The 14,758-nt window shown below is 38.3% G+C and carries 16 protein-coding genes and 1 other annotated feature; of the genes, 14 read left to right on the top strand and 2 right to left on the bottom strand.

Translation table 11 applies throughout. From position 1 onward, the window contains the following. Window positions 1-10: 10 nt before the first annotated feature. From mutM to CSE16_RS15865, 11 genes are all read left to right on the top strand, one after another. On the top strand, window positions 11-883 hold the full coding sequence (mutM, locus tag CSE16_RS15915; protein ID WP_099424818.1) for a bifunctional DNA-formamidopyrimidine glycosylase/DNA-(apurinic or apyrimidinic site) lyase: 873 nt from the start codon (window positions 11-13) through the stop codon (window positions 881-883). A gap of 13 nt (window positions 884-896) precedes the next feature. Beyond that, window positions 897-1,508, top strand: coding sequence for a dephospho-CoA kinase (gene coaE, locus CSE16_RS15910; RefSeq protein ID WP_099424817.1), 612 nt, complete (start codon window positions 897-899; stop codon window positions 1,506-1,508). Between the two features lie 505 nt (window positions 1,509-2,013). After that, window positions 2,014-3,033 carry a glyceraldehyde-3-phosphate dehydrogenase gene (locus CSE16_RS15905; RefSeq protein WP_099424816.1) on the top strand — a complete coding sequence of 340 codons (1,020 nt, stop codon included), beginning with the start codon at window positions 2,014-2,016 and terminating at the stop codon, window positions 3,031-3,033. 179 nt (window positions 3,034-3,212) lie between these two features. Further along, on the top strand, window positions 3,213-3,680 hold the full coding sequence (gene nrdR / locus CSE16_RS15900) for a transcriptional regulator NrdR (RefSeq protein ID WP_099424815.1): 468 nt from the start codon (window positions 3,213-3,215) through the stop codon (window positions 3,678-3,680). Window positions 3,681-3,699: 19 nt separating this feature from the next. Continuing rightward, window positions 3,700-5,073 carry a replication initiation and membrane attachment family protein gene (locus tag CSE16_RS15895; protein WP_099424814.1) on the top strand — a complete coding sequence of 458 codons (1,374 nt, stop codon included), beginning with the start codon at window positions 3,700-3,702 and terminating at the stop codon, window positions 5,071-5,073. 10 nt (window positions 5,074-5,083) lie between these two features. Further along, the gene (gene dnaI, locus CSE16_RS15890) at window positions 5,084-6,025 is read left to right on the top strand and encodes a primosomal protein DnaI (protein ID WP_099424813.1); all 942 of its coding nucleotides are present in this window, start codon (window positions 5,084-5,086) and stop codon (window positions 6,023-6,025) included. A 551-nt stretch (window positions 6,026-6,576) separates the two neighbouring features. Next, window positions 6,577-8,508, top strand: a complete 1,932-nt coding sequence (gene thrS / locus CSE16_RS15885; RefSeq protein WP_099424812.1) for a threonine--tRNA ligase — start codon at window positions 6,577-6,579, stop codon at window positions 8,506-8,508. A 250-nt stretch (window positions 8,509-8,758) separates the two neighbouring features. After that, window positions 8,759-8,904, top strand: a sequence feature (ribosomal protein L20 leader region). A gap of 147 nt (window positions 8,905-9,051) precedes the next feature. Further along, on the top strand, window positions 9,052-9,555 hold the full coding sequence (gene infC / locus CSE16_RS15880; RefSeq protein ID WP_157764847.1) for a translation initiation factor IF-3: 504 nt from the start codon (window positions 9,052-9,054) through the stop codon (window positions 9,553-9,555). A 36-nt stretch (window positions 9,556-9,591) separates the two neighbouring features. Then, window positions 9,592-9,792: a 50S ribosomal protein L35 gene (rpmI, locus tag CSE16_RS15875; protein WP_036156293.1), complete on the top strand. Its 201-nt coding sequence runs from the start codon at window positions 9,592-9,594 to the stop codon at window positions 9,790-9,792. Window positions 9,793-9,867: 75 nt separating this feature from the next. Further along, window positions 9,868-10,227 (top strand): 50S ribosomal protein L20, encoded by a 360-nt coding sequence (rplT, locus tag CSE16_RS15870; RefSeq protein WP_099424810.1) that lies wholly within the window; start codon window positions 9,868-9,870, stop codon window positions 10,225-10,227. 147 nt (window positions 10,228-10,374) lie between these two features. After that, on the top strand, window positions 10,375-10,635 hold the full coding sequence (locus tag CSE16_RS15865) for a DUF1294 domain-containing protein (protein ID WP_099424809.1): 261 nt from the start codon (window positions 10,375-10,377) through the stop codon (window positions 10,633-10,635). A 336-nt stretch (window positions 10,636-10,971) separates the two neighbouring features. On the opposite strand, the gene CSE16_RS15860 is transcribed toward CSE16_RS15865, so the two are convergent. Beyond that, window positions 10,972-11,352, bottom strand: a complete 381-nt coding sequence (locus tag CSE16_RS15860; RefSeq protein ID WP_099424808.1) for a sigma-w pathway protein ysdB — start codon at window positions 11,350-11,352, stop codon at window positions 10,972-10,974. An 89-nt stretch (window positions 11,353-11,441) separates the two neighbouring features. Here CSE16_RS15860 and CSE16_RS15855 point away from each other — a divergent pair, with 89 nt between their 5' ends. The 3 genes from CSE16_RS15855 (at window position 11,442) to CSE16_RS15845 (ending at window position 14,145) form a co-directional block, all read left to right on the top strand. Then, window positions 11,442-11,924, top strand: coding sequence for a dUTP diphosphatase (locus CSE16_RS15855; RefSeq protein WP_099424807.1), 483 nt, complete (start codon window positions 11,442-11,444; stop codon window positions 11,922-11,924). 268 nt (window positions 11,925-12,192) lie between these two features. After that, complete coding sequence (locus CSE16_RS15850) at window positions 12,193-13,281, top strand: M42 family metallopeptidase (RefSeq protein WP_099425860.1); 1,089 nt, start codon at window positions 12,193-12,195, stop codon at window positions 13,279-13,281. A gap of 126 nt (window positions 13,282-13,407) precedes the next feature. After that, window positions 13,408-14,145, top strand: a complete 738-nt coding sequence (locus CSE16_RS15845) for a DUF3784 domain-containing protein (protein WP_157764845.1) — start codon at window positions 13,408-13,410, stop codon at window positions 14,143-14,145. A gap of 51 nt (window positions 14,146-14,196) precedes the next feature. Here the strand turns inward: CSE16_RS15845 and CSE16_RS15840 are convergent, their stop codons facing one another. Continuing rightward, window positions 14,197-14,652 (bottom strand): SRPBCC family protein, encoded by a 456-nt coding sequence (locus CSE16_RS15840; protein ID WP_099424805.1) that lies wholly within the window; start codon window positions 14,650-14,652, stop codon window positions 14,197-14,199. Window positions 14,653-14,758: the final 106 nt, after the last annotated feature.

Below are 14,758 nucleotides of genomic sequence, written 5' to 3'. Positions count from 1 at the left end.
AGTTTTCATCATGCCGGAATTACCAGAAGTAGAAGGAGTTGTCCGCGATTTAAAGCCGATTGTGGAAGGGAAAACGATTGAAAAAGTAACATTATCCAGCGTTATTTTTGCTTCCAACGAGGCTGGCAAACAAGCTATCGTTAAAAATATGGCGCCACAATTATTTGAACAACAGCTTCAAAATTGGACGATTCTAGAAATAAAAAGACGTTCAAAATATATTTTTTTCATGCTTGAAAATGAAGGGGAAACCTTTGTTTTAGTGAATCATTTAGGTATGAGTGGCGCGTGGTTTGTCGTAAATGATGAACAGGAAATTACAGAGGAAAAATTCCGCAAGCATATCCATGCTGTTTTTACGTTAACGACAGGTGAGCTGTTAGTGTATTCTGATATTCGCCGTTTTGGGGAATTACGTTTTTTGAAGGAAATCGCGGATCATCCACCACTACTGAAAATGGCACCAGAGCCGTTTGATGAAGAGGCTTGTGCGTACTTTATGGCGCAAAGCGAAAAGCAAAAATATGCAAATAAGCCAATTAAAGAAGTCATTATGGATGGCCAGGTGATTTCCGGTTGTGGAAATATATACGCGACTGAGGCACTTTTTAAAATGGGTATTCATCCTGGGCGGAAAACAAGTCGCATAAGTCATGCAAGAAAAGAAGCATTGTTTCAAGTTATTTGTGATGTGCTTCAAGAAAGTATCGATTCAGGTGGCTCAACCATTTCAGATTATCGGAGTATTAATGGCGGGGCGGGAACGATGCAACATCGACTGAAAATGTACGGCAAGAAAGAATGTTTAGCCTGTGGTACAGAAACAAAGTCGATGGTTATTGGCGGAAGAACATCTGTCTATTGCCCATATTGTCAAAAATAAGAGGTGTAAGCGTATGATTATTGGTTTAACCGGAAGTATTGCAAGTGGAAAGAGCACGGTCGCAAAAATGCTAGCAGCGTATAAAATACCAATTGTCGATGCTGATATGGTAGCTCGTCAAGTAGTGAAGCCAGGAACTAGCACATTGCAGAAAATTGCCGAGGCATTCGGTCCAGAGGTCATTGCAGCGGATGGGACGATGGATCGTGCAAAAGTGGGAGCAATTATTTTTCATAATGAAGAAAAGCGCGAGGTGCTTAATGGAATTATCCATCCAGCAATTCGTGCAGAAATGCTTCGTCAACGGGATGAGCATTTGGCGAAGGGTGAAAAAACCGTCATTATGGATATTCCATTATTATTCGAAAGTAAGCTTCAGCATTTTGTTGAGAAGATTTTGGTCGTCACCGTTTCAGAGGAGAACCAGCTCAAACGCCTGATGGAGCGAAATGGCTTTTCGATGGAAGAAGCGCGTGCCCGTATTACGACACAAATCCCTGGTGCTGAAAAAGAAGCATTAGCAGATGCCGTCATTTTTAATAATGGCACGCTGGAAGAGACTGCCGATCAATTAGAACAAATTTTGAAGCGGTGGCAGGTCATTAAACTTGCTGTAAGCGAATAACGTTTTGGAATGAAGAATGCATCGTTTTTGTTCAACGATGCATTCTATTTGTGTTGGGTAAAACAAGGTAGAGTTAGGCATATATAAGTCAAACAAAAGATTCTATCCTTTTGAGGTAATTTTTCTATTATGGATTCTAATAATGAAGGGAAGGCGACTCCTGCGGGAACAGCAGCTTAGGAACGAAGGCTAAAACCGTCACTTCCTGTGACAACGCCTTCGTGACCAACATCGTGTTGGCCTGAAAATCCACTTGCTTCGAGATACATCTCGAAACAAGTTAGTTGGAGCCGCGCCCGCGGAAAGCGTCCGTACCGGAATGGAAATCAACTCCCCCTTTTAAAAGAGGGATTATTTAGTCTAATTTATAATAATGGAGCGTTTTCAGAAAATAACAACTTTATTATTATGGATTAAATATGTTCACTATTTAGAAAAATGTGTTATACTAATGAGCGGATAAAACAATTAGAATTAATCGTACTTTTAGGAGGATTTATATAATATGACAGTTTCTATTGCAATCAATGGATTTGGCCGTATCGGTCGTATGGTTTTCAGACAAGCGATGATGCAAGGTGATGTAAATATCGTTGCAGTTAATGCTAGCTACCCAGCTGAAACGTTAGCACATTTAATTAAGTATGACACAAATCATGGTACTTTTCCTGGAACAGTTGAAGCAGAAGAAGGCGCTTTAATTGTAAACGGTAAACGTGTTGTATTAGTGAGCGAACGTGATCCGTTAAAATTACCTTGGACTGAAATGGGCGTAGATATCGTTATTGAAGCGACTGGTAAATTTAATGACCGTGACAAAGCGGCGATGCATTTAGAAGCTGGTGCTAAAAAAGTTATTTTAACTGCTCCAGGTAAAAATGAAGATATCACGGTTGTTCTAGGTGTTAACGATGAGAAATTAGATTTATCAAAACATGATGTTATTTCAAATGCATCTTGTACAACAAACTGCTTAGCTCCAGTAGCGAAAGTATTAAATGATGAGTTTGGTATTGTAAACGGTTTAATGACAACAGTTCATGCGTATACAAATGACCAAAACAACATTGACAACCCACATAAAGATTTACGTCGTGCGCGTAACTGTGCATCATCAATTATTCCAACTTCAACTGGTGCAGCAAAAGCATTGCGTTTAGTGTTACCAGAGTTAGATGGCAAAATTCATGGTATGGCATTACGTGTACCTACACCAAATGTTTCTTTAGTAGACTTAGTTGTAGACTTAGAAAAAGACGTGACAGTGGAAGAAGTAAATGGTGCATTCAAAGCGGCTGCTGAAGGTAAAATGAAAGGTATTTTAAACTTCACAATGGAGCCACTTGTATCTTCTGACTTCAACACAACGACTTTCTCTTCTACAGTTGACGGTTTAACTACAATCGTTTTAGGTGACCGTAAAGTAAAAGTTTTAGCTTGGTATGACAATGAGTGGGGTTATTCTGCACGCGTTGTAGACTTAACGGTGAAAATTGCAAAAGAATTAGCAACAGTAAACGCCTAATTTCAAGAAAGAAATCCTTTGCGGAAAATTCCAATTTTCTCGCAAAGGTTTTTTATATTGTACATACATATTAATAAGCTGTATAATTTTCGGAAACGATGCGCGCGCAGGAATGACTATTTCATGCGCGTTATTTTTGTTATAATACGATTATGACTTAAGAATCAGGAGAATGAACTATGAGATGTCCAACTTGTCAATACAACGGAACTCGTGTTGTAGACTCTAGACCTGTTGATGATAATAAAGAAATTCGTAGACGTCGTGAATGCGAATCATGTAGCTTTCGATTTACAACGTTTGAAAAAATAGAAGAAACACCATTAATTGTTGTGAAAAAAGAAGGTTCACGAGAGGAATTTACTCGCGAAAAGGTTTTGCGTGGACTTATTCGTGCGTGTGAAAAACGTCCGGTACCGCTAGACCATTTAGAAGAGCTTGTGATGGACATTGAAAAAGAGTTGCGTCGTGTAGGAAATGCCGAAGTACGCTCGGAAGATGTTGGTGAAATGGTCATGGATCGATTAGCGAAAATTGATGAGGTTGCTTATGTTCGATTTGCATCGGTTTATCGTCAGTTTAAAGACATTACTGTATTTATTGAAGAACTAAAAGATATTATGACCCGTCAATCGCATGACAAATAATTCAGAGGGAGGAACAAAAATGGTTCAATTGATGAAAGAATTACAACCCACGGATCATTTTGAAATAAAGCTCCCTCATGCATTATCGACAAATGAACGCCAGCTTGTCACATTATTTTACCAGCCATTAACAGGGGCAGAACCGATTAGTCTTTATTTAACGTTATGGGCAGAGGCAGAAAGCTATGTTCCACAAGAGATGAACCATTATTATTTAATGAATGTGTTATCGATGCCGCTACCAAAAGTGTTTGAAGCACGCATTGCTTTAGAAGCAATCGGTTTATTACGTACGTGGAAAAAGGATTTAGGCACTAGTCGTCATTTTGTATATGAGCTTGTGCGTCCATTAGATGCCCAAAGTTTTTTTAAAGACCCGCTACTGTCGATGTTTTTATTCAGTAAAATTGGGGAAGGCGCTTATCGAAAACTGCGTCAACGTTTTATATCGCAACCAATTAAAGAAGCATTTGATGAAGTGACCCGAACGTTTATAGATGTGTACAAACCTGTGCATACGAATGTCCCAACGGATTTTAATGAAGAAGAAGCACCGAAGCAACAGGATTATCCGTTTTATTATGAACAATTTGATTTTCAATTATTACAGTCGGGATTATCTGAACAGCTTGTCCCTTCTTCTGCATTGACGATTGAAGCGCGGGAAATGATTGCAAAGCTTTCCTTTTTGTATAAGCTTTCCCCGATTGACATGCAAAAAGTCGTTATTTTAGCATTAGATGAACAAATGAAACTGCCGACGGAAAAGTTGAAGAAAGCTGCTGCCGATTACTATAAGCTATCTGTATCAAAAGATGCGCCGACGTTTACTAAGACTTTCCAAAGTAAACAAGTGGAAGAAACAGTTCAACAAAATTTATCGAAGGAGCAGGAATTGCTTCAATACTTAGAAACAACACCGCCCGTTCAGGTTTTACGGGATATTAACAAAGGCAAGGAACCGCTCCCTTCGTCGATTCAACTAGCGCAAGATTTAGTCGTAACCTATAGTATGCCAATTGGTGTTGTAAATGTATTACTTGAATATGTCATGCTATCTACGGATATGAAGTTGCCTCGAAGTTATGTTGAAAAGATTGCCGATCATTGGAGTCGAAAGCATTTAAAGACGGCGAAAGAAGCGATGGATTTAGCGCGCCAGGAACGTGATAAATATGCGCAATGGAAAACAGAAAGTGCTACGCCAAAACCTTCAACGACTCCAAATAAATCGTATCAAAAATCATCGACATCTCGTAAAAATACACGTAACGAGCAAGTGCCAGATTGGTTTTATAAGCGCAATGAACAACCGAAGCAAGAAGACACAAGCGCAGTCGATTTTGAAAAAGAACGTTTGAAAATCTTACAAAAACTAGAACAACAAAAGTAGGTGAATTCCAATCGAACCGATTAATGAACAATTAAATCAAATAAAGAAAAAAATGCCGTCATTTGAGGCGCGTTTTGAAGAGATGCGTAGAGAAACGGTCGAGCATCCGAAAGTACAACAATTTTTATTAGAACATAATCAACAAGTGACAACACAAATGGTCGATATTAGTTTACCGAAGCTTTATGAATATATTACGCAGGACACAGAATGCTGTGGTTGTGGCGATACGAGAAATTGCACGAATTTGTTAAAGGGTTACGTCCCGAAATTGTTTACAACATACAATGCTATTGATATTTCCTATGTACCATGTGAGCAAAAAATACGTGAGGACGAGAGACGTGACGTGGCAAATATGATTTCAAGTATGTATATGCCAAAGGATGTCTTAAAGGCAACGTTAAAAGATTTAGCCATCGACAATCACTCCCGTTTGAGCATTGCCGATCAAGCAGCTGAATTTGTTGCAGAATATAGTCGTACAGGCGTGCTACCGAAAAAAGGATTTTACTTGTATGGTCAGTTTGGTGTAGGGAAATCATTCGTACTAGGTGCGATTGCCAATGAACTCGCTTCATTAAAAGTACGTTCTGTCGTTGTGTTTGTACCCGAATTTTTACGTGAGATGAAAAATGCCATTTCAGATAATACATTAAATGAAAAAATTGATTATGTGAAAAAAGCACCTGTTTTGATGCTGGATGATATTGGCGCTGAAACGATGTCTGCTTGGACGAGAGATGAAATTTTAGGGACGATTCTTCACTATCGTATGAGTGAGGAACTGCCAACATTTATTACGTCAAATTTTGATTACGCTGGACTAGAGCATCATTTAGCGCAGTCGCAGCGTGGTGATATTGAGGTCGTGAAGGCTGCGCGTGTAATGGAACGTATTAAAGCGGTAACAGTTCCGATTCCAATGGATGGCATTAACCGCCGTCTATAATTTGTCAGAATAAATCTCCTATTAGCAGTTGCAATTCGTGAGGAACGAGCGTATACTACTTTAGTAATTAACTTGATTCAGCAGATATCTCCTACTTTTAAAATTTGGGATAAATGCCAAGTGCGAACTTTATTCAGTGAGGGTTTAAATCACAGCTGAATCAAGTTATGCCCCTGGCGGATGTCACAGATTTTTATAGGAGTTTTTCGAGCAAGCTCGAAAAAATCTGGACGCAATTACGCCGAGGCGTAATTGATCAACATTCAAATGCCTTGAAGAGGACAACAAGTTTTACGAACTAGCTTTTAGAGAGGGAAGTCACGGCTGCAAACTTCCTAGCAAAAGCGTAAATCTTTACTACCTTGGAGCAGTGACGGGGCGAATCCGTCAACGTTTCTCAGTACGTTAACTGACCGAGAGCTTCAATTTCGCAATTTTGCGAGAAGGAAGAAGGGTGGCACCACGAGCATATACAGCATCGTCCCTTTGTTGGGATGGTGCTTTTTATTTTGCCCGTAAAAGCGCACGAATAGATTAAAGGAGGAAGAAATATGTCAGAAATGATTCAACTTACATTCCCAGATGGCAATGTAAAAGAGTTTGAAAAAGGGATTTCAACTTTAGATGTTGCAGGCTCGATTAGTCCTGGATTAAAAAAGAGTGCATTAGCAGGTAAGGTCAATGGTACTTTAGTTGATGCCAAAACACCGATTGAAGAAGATGCACATATCGAAATTATTACGAATAAATCAACAGAAGCATTAGAAATTTTACGTCACTCTACGGCTCACTTAACAGCACAAGCAGTGAAACGCCTATTCCCAGAAGTGAAATTAGGAATTGGTCCGGTTATTGATTCAGGTTTCTACTATGATATCGATGCACCGACACCAATTACAGCAGAAGATTTACCAGCGATTGAAAAAGAAATGAAAAAAATTATTGCTGAAAATATCGAAATTGACCGTAAAGCGGTTTCTCGTGATGAAGCGCAAGCGATTTATGAACAAGTCGGCGACGAATACAAATTAGAATTACTAGAAGCTATCCCAGCAGATGACCAAGTGTCGATCTACTACCAAGGTGATTTCTTTGACCTTTGCCGTGGGGTTCACGTTCCATCGACAGGGAAATTAAAAGAGTTTAAATTATTATCTTTAGCAGGTGCTTACTGGCGCGGAAACTCGGATAATAAAATGCTACAACGTATTTACGGTACAGCTTTCTTCACTAAAGATGAGTTAAAACATCATTTACAAATGATTGAAGAAGCAAAAGAGCGTGATCACCGTAAAATCGGTAAAGAATTAGATTTATTTATGACGAGTCAAACAGTTGGTCAAGGTTTACCGCTATGGTTGCCAAATGGTGCAACAATTCGTCGTACAATTGAGCGTTACATCGTAGATAAAGAACTATCTTTAGGTTATAAGCATGTATACACACCAGTGCTTGGTTCGAAAAAATTATACGAAACTTCAGGTCACTGGGAGCACTATCAAGAAGGTATTTTCCCTCCAATGGAGATGGACAATGAAACATTAATTTTACGTCCGATGAACTGCCCTCACCATATGATGGTATTTAAAAATGGCTTGCATTCTTATCGCCACTTACCATTACGTATCGCGGAGCTTGGAACAATGCACCGTTATGAAATGTCTGGAGCTGTTTCAGGTTTACAACGTGTACGTGGAATGACGTTAAATGATGCACATATTTTCGTTCGTCCAGATCAAATTAAAACAGAGTTCAAAAAAGTAGTGGAGTTAATCCTTGAAGTTTACAAAGACTTTGATTTAACAGATTATTCATTCCGTTTATCTTATCGTGATCCGAACAACAAAGAGAAATACTATGATGACGATGAAATGTGGGAAACAGCACAACGCATGCTAAAAGAAGCAATGGATGAGCTTGGCTTAGACTACTTCGAAGCAGAAGATGAAGCGGCATTCTACGGTCCAAAATTAGACGTTCAAGTTAAAACAGCGATTGGTAAAGAAGAAACATTATCAACAGCACAGCTTGATTTCTTATTACCACAACGCTTTGATCTTTCTTACATTGGTGAAGATGGTCAACCGCAACGTCCAGTTGTTATTCACCGTGGTGTTGTATCTACAATGGAACGTTTCGTAGCCTTCTTAATTGAAGAATACAAAGGGGCATTCCCGACGTGGCTAGCGCCAGTACAAGCGACAGTTATTCCAGTATCAAACAGCGTACATTATGATTACGCACGTGAAGTACAAGAAAAATTAGCTGCAGCTGGTATCCGTGTAGAAATGGATGATCGTGAAGAAAAATTAGGCTATAAAATCCGTGAAGCACAAATGCAAAAAATTCCATACATGCTTGTTATCGGAGACAAAGAAGTGGAAGCAGGCGGCGTAAATATTCGTCGTTACGGCTCAAAAGATTCTGAAACAATTAGCTTTGATGAATTCTTAACAAATATTTCAGCAGAAGCAAAGAAATAATATTCGTATAGAAGTTACTCGAGAGGTGAATCCTTTTGAGTAACTTTTTTATTTTAAGCAATCACTTCGATGAGCAATTTTATAGACAAATTACACACGCTTTTAGTATAGTTACTTAGAATAAATTAACTTTAAACGATGAGTTTAATATAGTGAGAAAATAATAATTTTGGGCATTATTTTTTCTCTATAAATATTGTTGACATTATTAAATGACTCATGGTATTATTAATGAGGTTATGAATACTAAGTTTGAAAGTAGAGGCTGCCCGCTTCTCACCTGACGAATGCTTTCGAGTTATTTACAGGTAATGACACGTTGAATTGTTTTACGCAGTCGTTGCGTATGCACATATAGCGGGCGGACATCTCAAATGTCCGTCTTTTTTGTTGGGTTAAACCACAAAATGATTGGGAATATGAATTTATTTCCAAGGGACATATGGACATATCACGGAGGTGTACCGTTCGACCGGGGTATACTTTACACCAACTCATGTATTCGGGACACTATCTTGGAGGTGGATTAATATTAGCAAAGACATGTATGTAAACGAAGGCATTCGCGCACGTGAACTTCGATTAATCGATCACAATGGGGATCAACTAGGCGTTAAAACACGTATTGAAGCGTTAGAACTTGCTACTCGTGCTAACTTGGATCTTGTCCTTGTGGCCCCTCAAGCCAAGCCACCAGTCGCTCGTATCATGGACTATGGTAAGTTTAAGTTTGATCAGCAAAAGAAAGACCGTGAAATTCGTAAAAATCAAAAAGTTATCAGTATGAAAGAGGTTCGTTTGAGCCCTACAATTGATGAGCATGATTTCCAAACGAAATTACGTGCTGGAATTAAGTTCCTTGAAAAAGGTGACAAAGTGAAGGCATCTATACGTTTCAAAGGTCGAGCAATCACACACAAAGAAATTGGTCAGCGTGTGTTAGATCGCTTTGCTGAAGCTTGTGCCGAAATGTCTACGGTTGAACAAAAACCGAAGATGGAAGGCCGAAGCATGTTCTTAGTTCTTCAACCGAAGGCAGAGAATTAAAAGTATTGTTAGAAACAAGTTTAGGAGGAAATCGACATGCCAAAAATGAAAACTCACCGTGGAGCTGCGAAGCGTTTCAAAAAAACAGGTACTGGTAAATTAAAATTTGACCGCGCTTACGGAAGCCACTTATTCGCTAACAAATCAACTAAAGCAAAACGTCACTTACGTAAAGCTAAAGTTGCATCATCTGGCGATTTCAAACGTATCCGTACATTATTAACTTACATGAAATAATCGATTATCGATTTTCTGTAAACAAAAACAAAAAAACAATTAAACATTCGAAAGAATTAGCAGGAGGTAATTGCTATGCCACGCGTAAAAGGCGGAACAGTAACACGCGCTCGTCGCAAAAGAGTATTAAAATTAGCTAAAGGTTACTATGGTTCAAAACATACATTATATAAAGTAGCTAACCAAGCAGTAATGAAGTCAGGTTCATATGCATACCGTGACCGTCGTCAAAAGAAACGTGATTTCCGTAAATTATGGATCACTCGTATCAACGCGGCTGCTCGCATGAATGGTTTATCTTACAGCCGTTTAATGCACGGTTTAAAATTAGCTGGTATCGAAGTTAACCGTAAAATGTTAGCTGACCTAGCTGTAAACGATGCTGCAGCATTCGCTCAATTAGCTGAAGCTGCTAAAAGCGCTCAAGCTAAATAATTTACACTTCAAAAGACTGACAGGGAGAATAGCTCTCCTTATCAGTCTTTTTTCAGTCGTTAAAAAGTAGTTGCTTTGGGGAATCTAATCACACGATTTTTTGTGCGAACGTTTTCTTTCTAAGAAGCGAAAGGGGAATAAAATTTTATGGATTTAGCCGTACTTGCATACGTATCGATTGTTTCGCTTATTTTATGTATTTATATGTATAGTGATAAAGAACGTGCCAAAAATAAAGAATGGCGTATATCTGAAAAAACATTATTTACGTTAGCGTTTTTCGGGGGAGCGATTGGTGGGGTGATCGGCATGTATTTATTCCGACACAAAACAAAACATAATACCTTCGCATTTGGTTTTCCGTTACTCGCTGCCGTACAATTTTTCTTACTTGTCCAGCTGTTTTAGAGAAGTTTTTCAAGCGTGCTCGAAAAATTTTGGACAAAAGTTGGCAGGAGCACAATTGATTGGGAATATAGACTGTATTTTTGGTTCAGACGGCGAATTTGATGGAAAGAAAGATAAAAGTGAATGATAGAAGTTAGAAAGTGATAGATAAAAATTAAAAAGTGATGGATAGAACGATTATTCAGTCGGTTTATAATCAAATCTGTATCAATTTGAGTTACAATTTTGTTAACACACATCAAAAATCCACCATTTTAACAAAAGTTAAAATGGTGGATTTTTGGTTTGGGTAGCGCTCCTAAATAAGCTGCGATGCACGAAAAAGTAGTCTGTACTTTAATCCTTCATTAACATTTCAATGGGATTTTTCCAATTAATTTTCGCATTTGGATAATTCATTAATATTTCCTTTTCTAAATAGTGAAAGTCCTCTTTTGTAAAACCTTGCAACTTCATCGGATCATGAACAAATACGAAAATACTAACAACTTCAAAAGCATTTTCAGTAGTACCTAAATATTTTTCACCTTCAAATAACGCATCTTTATACGAAATGAAAAAGTTTTTACGGATATTTTTAACATCGTCATAAAAATAATAGTGCCCATTTTCGTACGCCTCATCAAATTTACGCTTTGGGTCTGTTAAATAACGCACCCCTTTATAAAATATGTAAATGATGAGAATAATGATGGCGATGCGCAATAGTAGAGCCATGAAACTTCCTCCTTGCTTACGCTGTTTTCATGCTATACGATTAAGTAGTGAAGAAGGTTTCATTTTTTTGATAAATAAGGAGAAATATTATGGAATTTAAACAATTATTTGAAATGCAGCGTGAACTTGATCTATTTATTGAGGAAACGCAAAATGTACAAAAGGATGTATTTGAAGAAAAGGGCTTGGCTCTATTAGTTGAATTATCGGAACTAGCAAATGAAACGCGCTGTTTTAAGTTTTGGTCGACAAAAGGCCCTTCAGAACGCGAAGTTATTTTAGAGGAATTTGTTGATTCCATTCATTTCATGCTGTCGCTAGGAAATATGAGAGGGTTTATTTTAACGGAGTGGCCAAACCTGCCGCAAAAACAAGCGCTAACGCCATTATTTATCGAAATGACACAAGTTGTTTTGACATTTGTGAAGGAGCAGACAGAGGCGAGTTATAAAGCGCTTTGGAATAGCTATAGTATACTGGCATACAATTTAGGGTTTACCGTGGAAGATATTATAAAAGCATATAAAGAAAAAAACGAAAAAAATTATGAGCGCCAACGTTCAGGTTACTGACTTGATTCAGCAGTGGTTCAAACCCCAACTGTTTAGAAGGATCTCAGGCTAAGAACGCCGCGTCGTGCGGCAACGCCTGAGTGACCAACATCGTGTTGGCCTAAAGCCCCGGCGGATGTCACAGAATTTTTAGGGAAGCTTTTCGAGCATGCTCGAAAAAAATCTGGACACAATTAAGTCGAGGCGTAATTGATTAGTACTATTTCACATTTCGAAATAATTTCGTTATAATATGAAATGAAGTACATATTTGGGAGGCAGATGAATGATGACAAAGCTTGACTCTACATTACAAATGTTTAAAGATTTAACGGATGCAAACGGGATTCCGGGGAATGAGCGTGCACCTCGCGAGGTAATGAAAAAATACATTACGCCATTTGCTGATGAAATTGAAACAGATAACTTAGGAAGCTTAATCGCCAAAAAAGTGGGCGATGAAAACGGACCGAAAATTATGGTTGCCGGTCACTTAGATGAAGTTGGTTTCATGGTAACGCGTATTGACGATAAAGGTTTCGTATTCTTTCAAACAGTTGGCGGCTGGTGGGGTCAAGTCATGCTTGCTCAACGTGTCACAATTACGACGCGTAAAGATGGGGAAATTATTGGGGTAATCGGTTCAAAACCACCTCATATTTTACCAGCAGAAGTGCGTAATAAGCCAGTTGATATAAAAGCAATGTTCGTTGATATTGGTGCCACTTCTAAAGAAGAAGCGATGGAGTGGGGCGTTCGTCCAGGCGATATGATCACACCTTATTTCGAATTCCACGTAATGAAAAATGAAAAGCATTTATTAGCGAAAGCTTGGGATAACCGAATTGGCTGTGCTATTGCAATCGATGTATTAAAAGCATTAAAAGATGAAAAACATCCAAATATTGTTTATGGTGTAGGGAATGTACAAGAAGAAATCGGCCTACGTGGTGCGAAAACTTCGACATTTAAAGTACAACCAGATATCGGTTTCTCAGTAGATGTAGGTGTAGCAGGAGACACACCAGGCGTAACACCAAGTGAGTCGACATCAAAAATCGGTGCAGGTCCACAAATTGTTGTGTATGATGCATCAATGGTGTCACACACAGGCTTACGTGAATTGGTTATTGATACAGCAGAGGAAGCAGGCATTCCATATCAATTCGAAGCAATGGCTGGCGGCGGTACGGATGCAGGCTCAATCCACATCACAGCAAACGGCGTTCCATCACTTGCAATCGGTGTTGCGACACGTTATATCCATTCACATGCCGGTATTTTGCACCGTGATGACTACGACAATGCAGTTAAATTAATCGTAGAAGTAATCAAGAAATTAGACCGTGACACAGTAAATAAAATTACGTTCGAATAATAAAGCGTAAAAGGTAGTTTAATTCTGTAAAGGATTAACCTACCTTTTGCATTATATAAACATCTTCTGTTGATTTTAGCATTCTAATCATACATAAAATGAATAAAAAAGAACGGAGGAGAAAAGTTGGTTTGGTTTATATTAGCGGGATTATTTATCTTTTTAGGATTTGCGGTGCATAAATTGAAATGGTACTTCTTAATTTCGGGCTTTAATACAATGTCAAAAGAGCGTAAGGCCAATGTCGATACAAAAGGGTTAGGACGCTTGATGGGGCTGTATATGTACTTTCTCTCCTTTTTATTTGTAGTAATGGGCTCCTTGCAATGGATGGATAAACCCGCTATGTCAGCACTAATTATGATTGTATTTGCCATTGCAACGGTTATTTTGATTGTAAAAGCTCAAAAGTTTAATGGTAATTTATTTGATGAAAACGGTAATTGGAAGAAAGGTGCGAGCAAGCAGTTAAAAACGCCGATTACGATTTTGGTCATTACTTTAATAGGAGTAGCGATTTTAATGTATTTTTCGACGCAACAATCCGGCATTGTAGCGAGTGAAGATGCACTAGAAATTGGTGGTATGTATGGAGATGTATATGAGTGGGCAGAAATAGAACAGCTTACTTTAATAGAAGAACTTCCTGAAATTTCAATGCGTACAAATGGTTCTGCTGTAGGCTCCCATTTAAAAGGACATTTTAAATTTAAGAATGGAGAGAAGGCAAAGCTTTTTGTTGATAAAAATGTACCACCATTTATTTCGTTTGTCGTGAATGATAAAAAAATCATTTTAAATTTAGATACAGAGGACGAAACTGCGGCATTTTATAAAGAGATGGAAGAAAAAGTTCCGCAGTAGAAATATTGAACGGCGTATGAAAGGAGTTGACCTTTCATACGCCGTTTCAATTTAGGTGCTTATAGAATATTCTCCATTTAACTTTGCTTTAATGGCTTCAATTAATTGTTCCGTCATTTGTGGGACGAAGTTTTCTAAAACGGGATTAATCATCATCCCCATCATTCCACTAGCAGAAAGGTCGAGGCTTCCTGTGAATTGTGTTGTCGTTTCATTCACCTCATGAAGCTTAAAATAGCCATTCCCATTAAAGCTATCCGATAGACCGGTCAACTTGAACTTCACATCGGATGGCACAGAGAGCGCCTGTATATCAACTTGTAGTTTAATTGTTTTTTTCGTAAAACCAAGATCTGCTTTAAAAACCCAATGGAATTGTGTATCACTTTGTACATCATGCGCTAAATAGCCGGAAATTAATGGCGCCCACGAGTTAAAATCCTTCGTAAAATCCCAAACGACTTCATTACTTAATGCGACTTCAACTGAATGAATTGCTTTTGCCATTGCTTGCTCATCCCCTTTTACTATCATTATGAACGGTTCTCGAATAATGGAAAAAATACAAAAAAAACCAATCATTCATTTTATTATTACGGAAAATAACTATGAT

This window comes from Solibacillus sp. R5-41 (assembly GCF_002736105.1).
Taxonomy (GTDB): domain Bacteria; phylum Bacillota; class Bacilli; order Bacillales_A; family Planococcaceae; genus Solibacillus.
Note: the sequence above shows the minus strand (reverse complement) of the source record. Positions and strands in the feature narration are given on the sequence as shown.

Excerpts from the sequence above, each read along its gene's own strand:
- mutM (WP_099424818.1), top strand. The coding sequence starts at position 11 with ATGCCGGAATTACCAGAAGTAGAAGGAGTTGTCCGCGATTTAAAGCCG.
- coaE (WP_099424817.1), top strand. The coding sequence starts at position 897 with ATGATTATTGGTTTAACCGGAAGTATTGCAAGTGGAAAGAGCACGGTC.
- CSE16_RS15905 (WP_099424816.1), top strand. The coding sequence starts at position 2,014 with ATGACAGTTTCTATTGCAATCAATGGATTTGGCCGTATCGGTCGTATG.
- nrdR (WP_099424815.1), top strand. The coding sequence starts at position 3,213 with ATGAGATGTCCAACTTGTCAATACAACGGAACTCGTGTTGTAGACTCT.
- CSE16_RS15895 (WP_099424814.1), top strand. The coding sequence starts at position 3,700 with ATGGTTCAATTGATGAAAGAATTACAACCCACGGATCATTTTGAAATA.
- thrS (WP_099424812.1), top strand. The coding sequence starts at position 6,577 with ATGTCAGAAATGATTCAACTTACATTCCCAGATGGCAATGTAAAAGAG.
- infC (WP_157764847.1), top strand. The coding sequence starts at position 9,052 with ATGTATGTAAACGAAGGCATTCGCGCACGTGAACTTCGATTAATCGAT.
- rpmI (WP_036156293.1), top strand. The coding sequence starts at position 9,592 with ATGCCAAAAATGAAAACTCACCGTGGAGCTGCGAAGCGTTTCAAAAAA.
- rplT (WP_099424810.1), top strand. The coding sequence starts at position 9,868 with ATGCCACGCGTAAAAGGCGGAACAGTAACACGCGCTCGTCGCAAAAGA.
- CSE16_RS15865 (WP_099424809.1), top strand. The coding sequence starts at position 10,375 with ATGGATTTAGCCGTACTTGCATACGTATCGATTGTTTCGCTTATTTTA.
- CSE16_RS15860 (WP_099424808.1), bottom strand. The coding sequence starts at position 11,352 with ATGGCTCTACTATTGCGCATCGCCATCATTATTCTCATCATTTACATA.
- CSE16_RS15855 (WP_099424807.1), top strand. The coding sequence starts at position 11,442 with ATGGAATTTAAACAATTATTTGAAATGCAGCGTGAACTTGATCTATTT.
- CSE16_RS15850 (WP_099425860.1), top strand. The coding sequence starts at position 12,193 with ATGACAAAGCTTGACTCTACATTACAAATGTTTAAAGATTTAACGGAT.
- CSE16_RS15840 (WP_099424805.1), bottom strand. The coding sequence starts at position 14,652 with ATGGCAAAAGCAATTCATTCAGTTGAAGTCGCATTAAGTAATGAAGTC.